Below are 14,108 nucleotides of genomic sequence, written 5' to 3'. Positions count from 1 at the left end.
TCATGCTTCGCCGAGCATCTGTGCCACGCGCTGGCTCAGCTGGTTCAGCTCGAAGGGTTTGCAGATCAGTTGCATGCCAGGGGCGAGGAAGCCTTCGCGGGACATGGCCGTTTCCGCGTAACCGGTAATGAACAGGACAGGCAGGTTCGGTCGTAGTGTGCGAGCAATCTCGGCCAGCTGTCGACCATTCATGCCTGGCAGTCCGACATCGCTGATAAGCAGTGCGATGGGCTGGGGGGAACGCAGAAGGTGCAGCGCCTGCGTAGCGTTGCAGGCGCTTTGGCAGGGGAAGCCGTCATCACACAGAGCCTGGCAGAGCAGCTCGCGCACTTCGCGATCGTCCTCGACGATCAACACCTCGCGGCAGTTCCCTGCCGTCGGCGTACTTGCAGCCCCCAAGGCCTGCGGCGGGATGCCCAGGCAGCGCGGCAGGTAGAGATCCACCCGCGTGCCCCGGCCAATCTGGCTGTCCACCGTGACATGGCCGTGGGACTGTTTGCTGAACCCATAGACCATCGACAAGCCCAGGCCTATGCCCTGGCCCACGGGCTTGGTACTGAAAAAGGGTTCGAAGGCATGTTCCAGGGTGCCTTGCGACATGCCCTGGCCAGTGTCGCTGATGGTCAGTTGCAGGTAGTCGCCGCTGCTCAAGCCAGCATCTTGGAACTGTGCAGCGTCGATGTGCTGGTTGCTGGCTTCGATAGACAGCCGCCCCCCGCTGGGCATGGCTTCCCGGGCGTTGAGCAGCAGGTTGTTCAACGATTCGCGTAACTGCTTGTCGTCTGCCTCGACTGGCCAGAGTTCATCCGACACGCGCAAGGACAGTTTCACCGAACTGCCCAATATAGCCTGCAACCGCGCAGGCTGGAGCAGGGCATGCAGGTCCACCGCCTGGCTCTGCAGCGATTGACGGGAAGAAAAGGCCAGCAGCCTGTGAGTCAGCGTCGCCCCGCGGGCTACGGCGTCTTGCCCCATGCGCAGGACTTTGTCGAGCCCTTCGGTGCGTCCTTGCTGCAGACGCCTGTCGATCAATTCGAAGCTACCGCCGATGCTGGTCAGCAGATTGTTGAAGTCATGGGCAACGCCGCCGGCCAACTGGCCAATAGCTTCCATCTTGCGAGTCTGGTGTCGGACCTGGTCGCCAGTCTGTAGGCTTTCCAGGCGCTGGTGCAGCGCGCTCAACGCGTTGCGCGCCATGTACTGTCGACGCCGAGCGCGCAGAGCTTGGTTCGTAGCGCCCAAAAGTTGCTGTTCGTCGAACGGGTAACTCAGGTACGACAGATTACCCAACCCTTGCAACATCGACACATTAACGGTCGTCGCATGGGTGTTGAGCAGCAATACCGGCAGGTCGGACCATTCGGGTTGACCCTCGATGAACAGGTGCAGGGGTGACTGCGGGTTGTCGGACAAAGCCTGCGAGTCGACGATTACCACGGCAACACCCTCTGCCAGCCATAGGCCAAAGCGCTGCTTGTCGCTTGTACACAGGCATGCGATACCGCTGCCAGACAACAGGTTGGCGACGGTCGCTGCAACCTGCTCGGGTGCGAGGATCAGGGTGCGTTCGTCCAACGACAACGAACCGGACAAGACGAATCTCCCAGGGCAGTGGCCTGGCCGGAAATGGCCGTGCGTTCAGCGTCCTACTACCCACTGGACCACCAGCGTTCCGCCGAGGTTCAAACCGGTTCTACAAACCTTGTTGCAAATAGGGATCGTCTGGGTTCTGTCGCTCAAGTTCGGCGAGCAAGACTTGTACATTCTGTATCTGCCCGGTTTCCTTCCAGTAGCGAATCAGCAGTACCCGAGCTCGACGATTGGCGGGCTGGCGGTCGAGCAGGGTTTCCAGCTGTTTTTGTGCTGCTTCGACCTGTTCAAGGTCATGCAGGGTGACGGCCAACGTGTAGCGGTAGTCGGCATTGTCCGGCTCGAGTTCCACGGCTCGGGAAAAAGCCAGCAAGGCGTATTCCTGTTGATCATGGCGGGTGAGCCACAGGCCCAGTTCATATTGCAGAAACGCAGAGTCCGGGCGCAGCGCCAGGGCTTTGCCCAGCACCTCGCGGGAGGCGTCGTGCTGGCCTTGGCGCTCCAGCAGGCGTACCCGCGTTGCAAGCGCTTGCAGATCCTGCGGTGCCAGAGCAAGGCTGCGCTGAAGCGCCGCTTCGGCCTGTGGGTAATCCTGTTCGTGAAGGTACAGCCGCGCCAGGTGGACTTGTGCCTCGGCATCGTCGGGTCGCTGTTCGAGTGCTTGTTGGTATTGCTCCAAGGCCGCCTGCAGCGGTCGGAAATACAGGCCGATGGCATCGGGGTCCAGGCCCAGCAATGCATCCACCACGGCGAACCGTACGTTCTGGTCGTCATCCTCGAGCAAAGGGCCGAGGACCAGACTGCGTTGGGCTGGTGGCAGCAGGCGCCGGATGCTGGTGATCGCCGCACGGCGTACAAGGGGATCACCGTGGTCGAGGTCCTGCTGGGCCAGTTTCAGCGCCTGGGGGGAGGGGTAGTGAGGGAGTTCGGCGTAGAGCGCAGCGCGCCGGATCGGCGGCAGGTCCTTGCGTTGCAACTGTTGGTAGAGCACCCGGGCTGCCCCCGGAAGACCTTCGTGCGCCTGGCGCAGTGCCTTGGCATAGCTCTGCGGCGGCAGGCTGGAGGGCACCGGTTTCGGCGCGCGCCACAAATAACCGATCACCCCTGGGATCGCCAGGATGAGCAGCAGTGCGATCAGGTAGCGGCTACGTTTGGGCATTAGTGGTACCGGGGTCAGGAAGGGCTGAGCTTGGGGCAGCCGGCGGCTAAATGCAACGGGGCCGGGCAAGCCTTCGGATTGGAAGGTGCAGGGAAGGATTGTCCTGCATATGAGACAAATAAAGCTATTTTGTCCGCCTAATGCATCATTGTGTTCATCGGTAGAATACTTGCCAGCCAAGAGAGGAGATATCTCGTGAAAAAGATTCTGGGTATTCACCGTAGTCCTCACGCCCATTGGGTTGGGGATGGTTTCCCCGTGCGCAGTCTGTTCACTTACGATCAACTGGCACGCCATATCAGCCCGTTCCTGATGCTGGACTACGCTGGCCCTCACACGTTCCCGCCGACCAACGCCCGTCGCGGAGTCGGCCAGCACCCGCATCGCGGCTTCGACACCGTGACCATTGTCTACCAGGGAGAACTCCAACACCGAGACTCCACCGGCGCCGGCGGCTTGATCGGCCCTGGCGACGTGCAGTGGATGACCGCAGCCAATGGCATCATCCATGAAGAATTCCATTCGCCGGCCTTTGCCCGCAGCGGTGGCGTGCTTGAGATGGTGCAGCTGTGGGTCAACTTGCCTGCCCGCGACAAACTGACTCCGGCGGGTTACCAGACGCTACTGGATGCTGAGATTCCCCGAGTAGCGCTAGGCGAGGGTATCGGCAGCCTGCGGGTGATCGCAGGCGATTACCGTGGACACCGGGGACCTGCCCGGACGTTCACGTCCATGGATGTGTGGGACGTGCGTTTGCAGGCTGGGGCAACGCTGCATTTGCCGATTGCGCTGGGGCGTAATGCCGCGCTGGTTGCACTGCGCGGGTCGATACGGGTTAACGACCAGCAGGACGTCAGCCCGGCCAGCCTGGTGTTGCTGGAGCGCAATGGCGAACATGCCAGCGTGACTGCACTGGAAGACGCCACCTTGTTGTTGCTCAGTGGCGAACCGATCGATGAGCCGATCGTTGGTTATGGCCCGTTCGTGATGAACTCCCAGGCTCAAATCGCCGAAGCATTCGACGACTTCCACGCAGGGCGTTTTGGGCAGATGGTGAAATCCTGAACGCACGTCATGAGGGGTATCTGGCGCTGCCACAAGCCAATTTCAGCCAGAGGCGCGCCAGCTCACCTCGCTGATGCCATAGCGCTCGGCCATGGGTCTACTGACTTTCTTGATCTTTTCTCGGCCATAGCGGCCGATTTTGCCGACGCCGGCATCGCAACTTGCCCAATGCCAGGCCTCGGCATTATCCATACGTTCGGCGCGAATGATGAACGACTTGTGCTCGCCGTGCAGCGCATAGTCGATCACGAACAGTTTTGCATCAATCATCGCTACCCGATTCCTCAGCGCAACGCGCAACACGACGGTCCATGGCTTGATGCTGTGAAATCGAGCCAGACGGTAAAGTTTGCAAAATCTTCGTTGCACACGACGAACGGTACTTTTGCTGCCGTTTGTCGCATCGCCCAGGCAACCAATCGAACGAGCCATCGCGCCATGGTTCCACTCACTAGAGTGGATAAGGCTTTTGCGCGTTGGACATTGCCAGGATGAATGGGCTGCCGGCGGGGACATGAGCACTATCAATTGGCGCTACACCTGCACAACGTGTAGTCCCATCAAAGGCAATCCATTGAAGAGAGGGTCATGACATGTCGTTGATCGGCGTTTCGATGCTGGAGATGCGTCAGTTGATCGAGCAGGCCTGTCTGCCCGATCGGTGCGAGGTGAGTAGCCCCGATGGCGTCAGCCTGACCATTCGCCTGGGACGGGGTGAGAGCCTGGAGGATGGCTACACTCTGACAGGCATACCGCTCGATAGCCTTAACAGTTGTCGTGACCTGGTCGGTTTGGTCGGGCAGTTGCGTGGCGCGCAACGAGTGGGGCATGCACCTGACCTCAAGGTGACTACCCAGAAGGCTCTTATATAGCCTGATCCCGGGCGGCCGATCGCTTCACTGCAGCTCAAGCAGCAGATTCAAACCGCCGTCGCCGCATTTGCCGCAGTCGCGCACTACCCCACGATAACGGCGTCCCTGCCAGACGAATGCAACACTATGAGCACGTTCAACCTTGTCCGGAAGTGGCGGGTGAATGTGCAAACGCAGCGCAGGGTACCCTTGCAAATTAAGCGCGGCCAGTTGGGCATGGCATTCGACACTCTGCGCCACTGGGCCGAACAGTGTGTCGCGAACATAGTCGAGCTGCAGGCAGGAGCTGGGCGCGCGGCCGGGCATCTTCATGGCTGTTGCCAGAACGGCCGGTGATGCCGGTGATCGTGCGTACTCAAGGGCAATGACATGGCTAAGTCTCCGAAGGACGTAGGCATGTTGAGGGCGCCAGCCGGACTATGTTCCATTGGAATTTTCTACCAACGTCGAGGTTCATCATCCGACTGCTGGCGCCAGGCTGACAGACGCCGCTCCAGCCTGGCGAGCAGGGCATCGAAGAGCAGGGCGCAGCAGGTGAGAACGATGATGCCCGCCAGCACGGTGTTGACGTCGAAGGTGGCCTCGGCTTGCAGGATGAGGTAGCCAATTCCGCGTGTCGATCCCAGGTATTCACCGACCACGACCCCGACGAATGCCAGGCCGATGACGGTGTTCAGGCTGGAAAACACCCAACCCAGGGCGGCAGGCAGATAGACGATACGAATGAGTTGCCAGCGGTTGGCGCCAAGCAATCTTACGTTGGCCAACAGCGCAGGACTTACCTCGCGCACGCCCTGGTAGACGTTGAAGAAGACCGCAAAGAATACCAATGTGATGCCCAGCGCGACCTTCGAGGCGATGCCCAGCCCCAGCCACATCACCAACAAGGGCGCCAGCACCACCCTGGGGACCGCATTGGCAGCCTTGATGAACGGCGACAATACCCGCGCCAGCGTGGGCGTGAGCCCTAACCAGAGACCGAGTGCCAGGCCTGAGGTGAGCCCTAGCAAAAAGGCCAGGAGCGTTTCGGTCAGTGTGACCAGCAAGTGAGGGTAGAGCGTGCCGGGAAAGTTCAGCGTAGTCAGCAGATGATCTTGCCAATACAGCTCCAGCGAACCGTTGCCCGTGCTCAGCCAGCGCCAGAGTTGCTGCAAGACTGCGTGTGGGTGACCGACAAAGAACGCCAGCTCTTCGTCGGCAGCCAGCCATGACCAGAAGGAGAACAGTGCGAGCAGGAGGGCGGCGCGTAGTAGCCAGAGGATGGTCCACGACATGTCAGTCTCGGGCGATTGTAGTGGCGGGAGGCAGGTGCCCCAGGGTGTGCCATAGACGCTGGTACAGAGCTGCGGACTCGGGATTCTTGCGTAGTGACATCGTGTCGCGTGGGCGTGGCAGGGGTATTCGAATGTCTTCGATGCACCGGGATGCAGGTCCGGCGTTGAAAACCAGTACGCGGTCGGCGAGGGTGATGGCTTCGTCGAGATCGTGGGTGACGAACAAGACCGACTTGCGTTGTTCGTCCCACAATTCGAGCAGCAATTGCTGCATCGCTTGACGCGTTTGGGCATCCAGCGCGGCGAAGGGCTCATCCATGAGCAGCAGCGAAGTGTCGTGGATCAGCGCCTGGGCAAGGGCGACACGTTTGCGCATGCCGCCAGACAATTGGTGAGGGTAGCGATCGGGAACGTCGGTCAGCCCGACTCGCCTCAACCAACACGCGGCGTGTTGGTTGGCGTGTTGCTTGTTCACACCACGCAGTTGCAGGGGAAGGCTCACATTGTCGAGCGCTGTGCGCCACGGCAACAGCGCATCGTGTTGAAACATGTAGGAAGCGTGGTGGTTCAACCCGACCAAGGGCTTGCCATGGCAGCGGATCTGCCCGCTGTAGGCCGGTTTGAGGCCTGCGGCGAGGTCGAGCAGGGTCGACTTGCCGCAACCGGTAGGGCCCAATACGCAGACGAATTCACCTTCACGTACAGTCAGGTCGACCCGTGCCAATGCCAGCAAGTGATCGTGACGCGCTTCCACGTCGAGCATTTCCAGAGCGAGTGTGGAGGTCATGGTTGCGTGGCTTGGTCAACGAACTGATTGGTCCATGTCGCCTGGAGGTTGATCTGGCGTTGGGCCATGACCGGGTCGAAACTCTGCAGCGCCTGCAAAGCGTTGCGTGCCCCCTCTGCAGGGAAGCGACCGTTCACGCTGAGGGATGGTTGGATGTTGCGAAACGCCTGGCGATAAAGCTCTGCATCACCCATCAGGTAGGGTGTCGGCACTAGGTCGGCGACTTCCGCATCCGTGGCGTCGTGCAGCCAGGTCAGCGCCTTGAGCATGGCATTGGTCAGGGCCTGAACGGTCTGTGGGTTGTTCTGGATATAGGTGCTTTTGGCATAGAGGGTGTTAGCCGGCATGGGGCCGCCGAACAGCGCCGCGGTGCCGGCGGGGGTGCGCGCATCTGCGATCAGGCGTATCGCCTGTTGTTGCTCCAGCAGGCTGATCAAGGGTTCGGCGTTGACCAGCGCATCGATCTTGCCGCTCAGCATCGCCTGTACTGCTGTCGCACCAGTGCCGACGGTGGCAAAGGCAACGTCCTCGGTGCTGAGCCCTCCTTGTGCCAGCACGCGGTTGGCGAGCATCTGGGTCGAGGAGCCGGGCGCGCTGATGCCGATGGTCTTGCCTCGCAAGTCTGCGATCGAGCTGTAGTTCGCCAGGGTTCTGGTGGAGATGCCCATGGCGAGCTGCGGGCTCTCGCTTGCCAGCACGAAGGCCTGAAGTGCCTGGCCGCGAGCCTGCAGACGCAAGGTGTGCTCGTAGGCGCCACTGACTACCTGCACGGCATCGGCCACCAGCGCCTGTGCCGCTTTGCCGCCACCAGTGAAGTCGATGACCTTCACATCGAGACCTTCATCGCGGAAATAGCCCTGTTCCAGTGCGACGGTCAGCGGCAGGTTGTAGATGACGGCCTGGCCACCGACGCCGAGGTGGACAGGGGTCAGATCAGGGGGTTGCTCTTTGGCCGTGGCAGGGGCTGCAACCAGCAGCATGAAGCAACTGAGAACAAATGCGCGCATGGCACCTCCTTGTTGGAAAGGTCCACAGGGTAGGGCATCAAGGATGGGTGAGGGGCGCAGACGCTCCGAAGTGCGTGTAGGAACGCTCCTAAACCGCTTTGGCCAGGAGCGTCAGGGTTGGCGCTCGGCCACCGCTCTGAGTGTTTTCAGCGTGACCATTGGCGCATCGACCACAAAACGATTGGCCAGCCAGCCCGGTACATCACCGGCAGGATCGGCCTGCAGCCGATAGGTGACCTCGGTATCACGTTCGGCCAGCGGGTGCATGATCCACTCACCTTGCAATTGGCGCACGCGAATGAAGCCGGGGGCCTCCGGCACCTTGTCCGGGTCAGCGCCGAGCCTGCGGATCAGTGAGCCGTCGTCGAGCCGCTCGGTACGTACGCGCAGGACCATGTCCCGGGGTTGCGCCGGCCAGGGCAGCTCGGTGGTGAGGTAGACCCAGGTGCTGTCGCCATCCACTTCCAGCAGGCGCATCTGTGCGCAGGCGTACAACCACTTGCAGGCGACACGCAGGTTTTCCTGAAGATCGCTCAGGGTGCGGACACTGGCCTTGATCCGGACAACGCCGCGAAATTGCTGGTAGGGCGAACCCTGGACGTCGCCAAGATAAATGTCGATGCCGCTTTCCTGGTGCGTGAGGCGCCAGTTGTCGGCAGACAACGCAAGCGTCGGCAGGACAAGTGCGCAGAGCATGGCGAGGCGAATTCGGGTCAGGAGCTGCGGCATGTTCAGGCTCCACGCAGAGGGTCACCCTAGTATGCGCGGGAACAGGCAGAACGATCATGAAGATGATGTTGCGCCGATCAGGGCCGTGGCCGACCCCGATCGGTTGATGCGGGTGGGCGCCTCAGCGCTGCGGATTGAGCGTCAGGTGCACGTGACGGTTCACGTCCTTGTACAGCAGGTAGCTGAACGGCCCTGGACCACCCGAGTAGCAGGCTTGTGGGCAGAACGCACGCAGCCACATGAAGTCACCGGCTTCCACTTCCACCCAGTCCTGGTTGAGGCGATATACCGCCTTGCCTTCGAGCACGTACAAGCCGTGTTCCATGACGTGGGTTTCAGCAAACGGAATCACGCCGCCTGGCTGGAAGGTCACAATGTTGACGTGCATGTCGTGACGCATGTCGGCCATGTCGACGAAGCGAGTGGTGACCCAGCGCCCTTCGGTGCCCGGCATCTCGATGACCGTGGCGTTATCGCGGTGCGTGACGAACGATTCGGGAACCGCCAGGCCTTCGACTTTCTGGTAGTGCTTGCGTAGCCAGTGGAAGGTGACGTTAGCCTTGCTGTTATTGCGCAGGCTCCACTCGGCCCCTGGTGCGAGGAAGGCGTAGCCACCGGGCACCAAGGTGTGGTGCTTGCCTTCGACGGTGATGTCGATCTCGCCTTCGACGACGAACACTACGGCTTCGGCATTCGGGTCCAGCTCAGGGCGTTCGCTGCCGCCTTCAGGGGCGACTTCGACGATGTACTGCGAGAAGGTTTCGGCAAAACCAGTCAGTGGGCGGGCGATGACCCACATGCGCATCTTGTCCCAGAACGGCAAGTGGCTGGTGACGATGTCACGCATCACGCCCTTGGGAATGACGGCATAGGCCTCGGTGAACATGGCACGGTCAGTCAGCAGCTCGGTTTGAGCCGGGTGCCCACCGTGGGGGGCGAAGTAGGAGTGATTCGACATGGACAGTCTCGACTTGTTGTTCTCTCCCCGTGCCGTGAACCGCACCGTCCGGTGCGGCGCAGGGGATGCACGGACAGCATAGGGGCGAGGCCCTGGCATCCACAAATTAAATGTTGGAATACCCGGTATTTGCCGACTGAATGCTCAGCGGTCGTACGGTCAGCGATTGCTGGTCAGCCGCTGCTGGGCCGCCGCGCAACCGTTGATCTCCACCGCCTTCTGCAGAAAAACCTGACGCCGTTGCGGGTCGAGCTCGCCGAGCAGGCGGTAGACCTCCGCCTGGTAGTCGCGCTGACGCCCCCATTGCAGTTCCAGGCCTTGCGGGCGACTGCGGTTGCAAGCCAGTCGAGTGGCCGGTTGCGGATAGTAGGCGGCGTAAAGGGTCGCCATGCTCGGAATGGCTTCCAGCGCCTCGCGGTAGGCGGGAGTATGGTTGTAGGACGGGCACCAGTTAGCAATTGCTGTCGCTGGCGGGGCGAAGCCCTGGCGCAGGCTGGCTTCGAGCAAGGGGCAGGCAGCGTCGGCAATTTTCCCGGCAGGCAGGTAAGTCATGTAATACAGCGCCAGGCGGTACTGCGCTACGGGATGGCCCAAGGCAACCGACTTTTCCAGTAGCGCTACCGCCGTTGGCAATGTGCGGGCCATGGCCTGGCCCTGGCGGCTGAGCTCCGGATCATTGGTCTCGGCTGTGCGCAGTGGGCTGGGGCTGTCATCCTCGGTGTCGGCCTGCTCGAGCAATGGCAATGCCTGGCGGTAGAGAAGATCGGCATGGGGATCGATGCGAACGTCGAGCGCCTGGGCGGCAAGCGGCGTCAGCGCTGCGAACAAGCCCGAAAGGAAGACGGCTGGACTCACGAGTGGGCCTCGCAGGCTGGCGCCCAAGTGGGACGAACCAGAAGCGTTTGGGCAGCAGGGGTGTTCATGACGAATTCGCGTTTGCCTCGGGCGACCGGGAGCGGTGAAGGGCTATTCTAGCCATCCCGAGGTGCTGTCGAAAGAGGCTTTGTCGACTGTCAGACGAGCTTGAAAGGCGTGACCTTGCGGTTGGCGTACTTTTCCTGGGCCAACCCCAGCTTCGCGGTGATTACCTTGGCCAGGGCATTGTTGCCCAGGTCGTTGAAATGCAGGCGATCGATGAACAGATGTTCGTTGAACACCGGTGAGCTGCTGAGCATACCGTTCATGTCATAGCAGGGTACGCTCTGCGCCTGGCTCTTGATGCGCCGGAAGAAGGTTGAATGCAGTTCGCTGTCGTAGACACCCTCCAGCAGCCGGTCGAAGTTGCCCGGCTGACGGTCCAGCGCCGAGAGCATGGCCTGCTCGCCGACGGGCAACTGCTCGCGGCACCAGGGCAGCAGTGGCTGCAGGATGAACGTCAGGGAGGTGTGGCTGTCGGCCAGTAATCGCTCCCATTGGCACAGGGTACGGCCGATGCAATCGGCGGCGCGAAGCAGGCGCTTTTCCGGCGCTGACAGCGGCCAGGCCCAGGGCGCTGGCGCCGAACGACGGGGCGCCAGGCTTTGCCCCAGACGCTGCCAGAACGAGGCCCGTCCGGGTTTGGCCAGTTGCACGCCCTCGTTGAAGCTGTTGAGAAAACGCTGGTATGGCCGGGCCGCTTCAGGTTCCTGGTCACCTGAAAGAATTTCGCCAAGCCCTTCCTGGGCCAAGGTGTTGAGGCCGCTGAGCACCACGACATGGCCGATCTGGCCAAGGCGATGTTGGTGGCTGAGGAACATCAGCAGCTCCTGGGTGGCGTTCAGGCCGCAGCCGGCCAGGTTCAACCAGATCTCGCCAGTGAGCATCGACAGGTAGGAGGCCACGGTGTGTTCATCGGAGCTGGCGCCGATACCCAGCGCAGTAGAGCCGCCCACCAGCAGGTTGATGCGCGCCGCGCCGCCGCGCTCGGCCAGTGAAAAGCGCTTGCCGGCGCAGTGGCTGTAGCGCAGGCCCAAGGCATCGGTATTGATGGTGTCGGAGCGGTAGCCGCGCTCGTGCACGTAAAGGGTATGCGGCGCGCGGCGTCCGCCGAGCAGCAGGAAGCGCTGGTAGTCTTCTCGCAGGGGAATGGCGCTGCCCACGTCCGGGGTGATGTCGATCGGTGTCATGGGCGCTCCTGGGAGTCGGGCGGGCTCAGGCGGCCAGCTCCTTGAGGTTGTAGAGCAGGCCGCCCGCGGCGATCAGCAGCAGGGCGACGCCAGAGGCCAGGCTGATCAGGCGGTTGCTGCGCTGCGAAGCGATCTTGCCGATGGCGAAGATGTAGAGGCTCAGCACCGCGAAGTCGATGGCGATCCACAGCAGCGACAGCACCACCATGCTCTTCTCGAAGGATTCAGTGACCTGGATGAACTGCGGGAAGAAGGCGATGAAGAAGATGATGTCCTTGGGGTTGGAAATGCCCACCATGAAACCTTGCAGCAGGCCGCCTCGGCCGGCGCTACGCGGCGTTTCGACGGTTTCGGCGGTGTGCTTCGGCGGTTGCGGCTGCAGTGCTTCGCGCAGCGTGCCCACGGCGATGTAGCCGATGAACAGGCAGCCCAGCAGGCTCATGCTGCTGAGCCAGGCTTTGTCGATGGCGGCGCTGGTCATGATGATCCAGGCGGCAGCACCAATCAGCACCAGTGACGCCCAGTTGGTGCCGACGGCGGTGAACAGGGCCTTGCGCGAACCGGAGGCGGCAGCGGTGTTGACGATCAGCGCCACTACCGGGCCTGGCGTGGCGATCAGCAGCAGGACGGTGAGGGCGTAGGTAGCAGTCAGTGCGGTATTCACATTCAGTTCTCGATCTGGTTTTCAGGCGTTGCAGCGGCATGGAAGGGGCAGCGCGACGGTTTGAGCGAGCCGGCTTCCTGGAGTTGGTACTGCTTCCATTCGAAGTTGTCGTCCTGGCCGAAGAACCCCAGGCTGTCGGGGATGACCCCGTCGTTGTACTGCGCAACCCGCTCACGTATCCGAGCGCGGATGCGCTGACCACTTTCGGTGCCTGCACTGGCCACCTCGTCGAAGCTTTCCCGTGGGTTGATGACGAAGGCGATGCTGTTGCCCAGGTTGCGGCTTTTCATCTGGCGATGGGCGGGAAAGCTCATGTTGATGAACAGTGGCATGCCGGCAAAGCAGAACGACCACTGAGTGTCATGCGGGTCGCGTGGCACATCCTGTGGCCAAGGCTGAGGATCGCGGGCGTGGACTTGCTGGAGGATCTTCCAGGCCAGGGCCTGCTGTTCGGCCAGCGTTGCGTCGGTGGTCGTTTCCAGAAACACCAGCAGCGGGTTGCCGATGCGCTGCTTGAGCGGGATCGGCGCGATGGTACTGACGTAGTCGGCGAGACCGCGGGCGATATCATTGGCCGGATCATCGGCGCGGGCGAAAATGATGTGGCAGGTGGCGGCAGCGACTGCCTTGCGTCCGAAGAGGCAGGGAAAGCCGGGGTTGCCGAGGATTTCCTTGAAGTGCTCTATGGTCTTGTACGTCCAATGCTGCCTGTTCCGAACATGTTCATCGGCCAGCTCTAGCGCATCCAGGCGATAGCAGTTTCCATAACCCGTAAACATGGTTTCCCCAGGAAGTTTCTATAAGGTGGTTTTTCTGCCTTATCGCGGCGTGTTGGTTAGCTGTAATTGTTATTTAACGGCATTTTCGAAGAACCTCCCAAGGTTGTAAAACGCCTGGAACTATGACCTACTATTAGTTTCACTCATGCTTTGGACGGCGACGATGTCAGAACGGATTCCAGCCCTGCACGCCTTGCGTGCCTTCGAAGTGGCTTCTCGTTACGGCTCTTTCACCCGCGCAGCGGAAGAACTGGCCCTGACCCAAGGGGCGGTAAGCCACCACATCAAGACCCTCGAAGCCATGTTCGGTTGCGACCTGTTCGAGCGCCGTGGCCCCAAGCTGCGCTTGACCGAGCACGGTCGGTTGCTGGCCCAGGAGCTCAAGGTCGGCTTCAAGATCATCGAGAATGCTTGCGCATTGTTGCGCCAGGACCGTTACGGCCTGCGCCTGAAAGCCGCCTCCACGCTCACCGTGCGCTGGCTGCTCAAGGCACTGGACGGTTTCAAGAAGATCGACGACAGCTGCAGCGTGCAACTGTCGAGCGTGTGGATGGACATCGACACGGTGGATTTCTATTCCGAGCCCTACGATTGCGCCATCCTGCTGGGCAGCGGCAATTTCCCTGCCGATGTGGAGAGCTTGAAGCTGTTCGATGAATGGCTGATTCCGGTCTGCCACCCCGACTACCTCAAGGATCCTGAGCCAGACCTGTCGGTGCTACGCGACTGTGAATTCCTGCATCCCTCGTCCGACCGCCGTGATTGGCGGCGCTGGTTGGCGCGGGTCGATGCCCTGGACATCAGCATCGATCAAGGGCAGGTGTTCGACACCCTTGACCAAGGGATTTCCGCGGCCCAGCAGGGGCTGGGCATTTCGGTGGTCGATCTGGCACTGGCCAGTGCCGACCTGGCCGCAGGCCGCCTGATCACACCCTTCAAGCAGGCCGTGGCGACTGGCGATGGCTATTACATGACCTGGCTCAAGGCCAGCCCCAAGGCCCGGCAGATGAGCAAGCTGCGCGACTACCTGCTTGGCCAGGTGCCACCGCTGGCGCTCAAGGACATCAACTACCTGTACGGTTGAATACCGTAAAAGCACTTCGCCCAGGCCTGTCACGA

General features: G+C 61.4%; 16 protein-coding genes. 3 read left to right on the top strand and 13 right to left on the bottom strand.

Annotated elements, in window-relative coordinates; genetic code table 11:
- Both ACTYOL_RS13705 and ACTYOL_RS13700 read right to left on the bottom strand, forming a co-directional pair.
- Positions 1–1,593 (bottom strand): response regulator, encoded by a 1,593-nt coding sequence (locus ACTYOL_RS13705; protein ID WP_444756431.1) that lies wholly within the window; start codon positions 1,591–1,593, stop codon positions 1–3.
- A gap of 100 nt (positions 1,594–1,693) precedes the next feature.
- A complete protein-coding gene (locus tag ACTYOL_RS13700) occupies positions 1,694–2,749 on the bottom strand; it encodes a HEAT repeat domain-containing protein (protein ID WP_197890823.1) in 1,056 nt (351 codons plus the stop codon).
- Positions 2,750–2,944: 195 nt separating this feature from the next.
- Between ACTYOL_RS13700 and ACTYOL_RS13695 the strand changes: the two genes are divergently transcribed.
- The gene (locus tag ACTYOL_RS13695; RefSeq protein WP_444756430.1) at positions 2,945–3,814 is read left to right on the top strand and encodes a pirin family protein; all 870 of its coding nucleotides are present in this window, start codon (positions 2,945–2,947) and stop codon (positions 3,812–3,814) included.
- Positions 3,815–3,856: 42 nt separating this feature from the next.
- Here ACTYOL_RS13695 and ACTYOL_RS13690 read toward each other — a convergent pair whose 3' ends face one another.
- Complete coding sequence (locus ACTYOL_RS13690; protein ID WP_054890681.1) at positions 3,857–4,084, bottom strand: DUF6555 family protein; 228 nt, start codon at positions 4,082–4,084, stop codon at positions 3,857–3,859.
- Positions 4,085–4,407: 323 nt separating this feature from the next.
- Here ACTYOL_RS13690 and ACTYOL_RS13685 point away from each other — a divergent pair, with 323 nt between their 5' ends.
- Positions 4,408–4,686, top strand: coding sequence for a DUF1652 domain-containing protein (locus tag ACTYOL_RS13685; RefSeq protein ID WP_081311661.1), 279 nt, complete (start codon positions 4,408–4,410; stop codon positions 4,684–4,686).
- Between the two features lie 24 nt (positions 4,687–4,710).
- Here ACTYOL_RS13685 and ACTYOL_RS13680 read toward each other — a convergent pair whose 3' ends face one another.
- The 10 genes from ACTYOL_RS13680 to ACTYOL_RS13635 all read right to left on the bottom strand — a co-directional run bounded on the left by ACTYOL_RS13680 (position 4,711) and on the right by ACTYOL_RS13635 (position 12,989).
- Positions 4,711–4,998, bottom strand: coding sequence for a hypothetical protein (locus ACTYOL_RS13680; RefSeq protein WP_444756429.1), 288 nt, complete (start codon positions 4,996–4,998; stop codon positions 4,711–4,713).
- A 125-nt stretch (positions 4,999–5,123) separates the two neighbouring features.
- Entirely contained in the window at positions 5,124–5,960 is an 837-nt protein-coding gene (locus ACTYOL_RS13675; RefSeq protein WP_197890829.1) for an ABC transporter permease, read from the bottom strand.
- A 1-nt stretch (position 5,961) separates the two neighbouring features.
- The gene (locus ACTYOL_RS13670; RefSeq protein ID WP_197890831.1) at positions 5,962–6,747 is read right to left on the bottom strand and encodes an ABC transporter ATP-binding protein; all 786 of its coding nucleotides are present in this window, start codon (positions 6,745–6,747) and stop codon (positions 5,962–5,964) included.
- Positions 6,744–7,754 (bottom strand): ABC transporter substrate-binding protein, encoded by a 1,011-nt coding sequence (locus ACTYOL_RS13665; protein ID WP_197890833.1) that lies wholly within the window; start codon positions 7,752–7,754, stop codon positions 6,744–6,746. The genes ACTYOL_RS13670 and ACTYOL_RS13665 overlap by 4 nt, the downstream gene beginning before the upstream one ends.
- 111 nt (positions 7,755–7,865) lie before the next feature.
- Positions 7,866–8,483 carry an START domain-containing protein gene (locus ACTYOL_RS13660; RefSeq protein WP_200602385.1) on the bottom strand — a complete coding sequence of 206 codons (618 nt, stop codon included), beginning with the start codon at positions 8,481–8,483 and terminating at the stop codon, positions 7,866–7,868.
- Between the two features lie 121 nt (positions 8,484–8,604).
- Entirely contained in the window at positions 8,605–9,441 is an 837-nt protein-coding gene (locus tag ACTYOL_RS13655) for a bifunctional allantoicase/(S)-ureidoglycine aminohydrolase (protein WP_054890674.1), read from the bottom strand.
- 159 nt (positions 9,442–9,600) lie between these two features.
- Positions 9,601–10,296: a sel1 repeat family protein gene (locus tag ACTYOL_RS13650; protein WP_153773703.1), complete on the bottom strand. Its 696-nt coding sequence runs from the start codon at positions 10,294–10,296 to the stop codon at positions 9,601–9,603.
- 158 nt (positions 10,297–10,454) lie between these two features.
- Entirely contained in the window at positions 10,455–11,546 is a 1,092-nt protein-coding gene (locus tag ACTYOL_RS13645; protein ID WP_054890673.1) for a hypothetical protein, read from the bottom strand.
- A 25-nt stretch (positions 11,547–11,571) separates the two neighbouring features.
- Positions 11,572–12,210, bottom strand: a complete 639-nt coding sequence (locus tag ACTYOL_RS13640) for a LysE family translocator (RefSeq protein ID WP_197890839.1) — start codon at positions 12,208–12,210, stop codon at positions 11,572–11,574.
- Between the two features lie 2 nt (positions 12,211–12,212).
- Positions 12,213–12,989 carry a YqcI/YcgG family protein gene (locus ACTYOL_RS13635; RefSeq protein WP_197890841.1) on the bottom strand — a complete coding sequence of 259 codons (777 nt, stop codon included), beginning with the start codon at positions 12,987–12,989 and terminating at the stop codon, positions 12,213–12,215.
- A 163-nt stretch (positions 12,990–13,152) separates the two neighbouring features.
- On the opposite strand from ACTYOL_RS13635, the gene ACTYOL_RS13630 reads away from it, so the two are divergent.
- The gene (locus ACTYOL_RS13630) at positions 13,153–14,073 is read left to right on the top strand and encodes a LysR substrate-binding domain-containing protein (RefSeq protein ID WP_063544980.1); all 921 of its coding nucleotides are present in this window, start codon (positions 13,153–13,155) and stop codon (positions 14,071–14,073) included.
- The last annotated feature ends 35 nt before the right edge of the window (positions 14,074–14,108 follow it).

This window comes from Pseudomonas sp. A014, from assembly GCF_052378495.1.
In the GTDB taxonomy this organism is placed as follows: Bacteria; Pseudomonadota; Gammaproteobacteria; order Pseudomonadales; family Pseudomonadaceae; genus Aquipseudomonas; species Aquipseudomonas machongensis.
The sequence above is the reverse complement of the archived record's forward strand: the minus strand, read 5'-3'. Positions and strand labels throughout refer to the sequence as shown.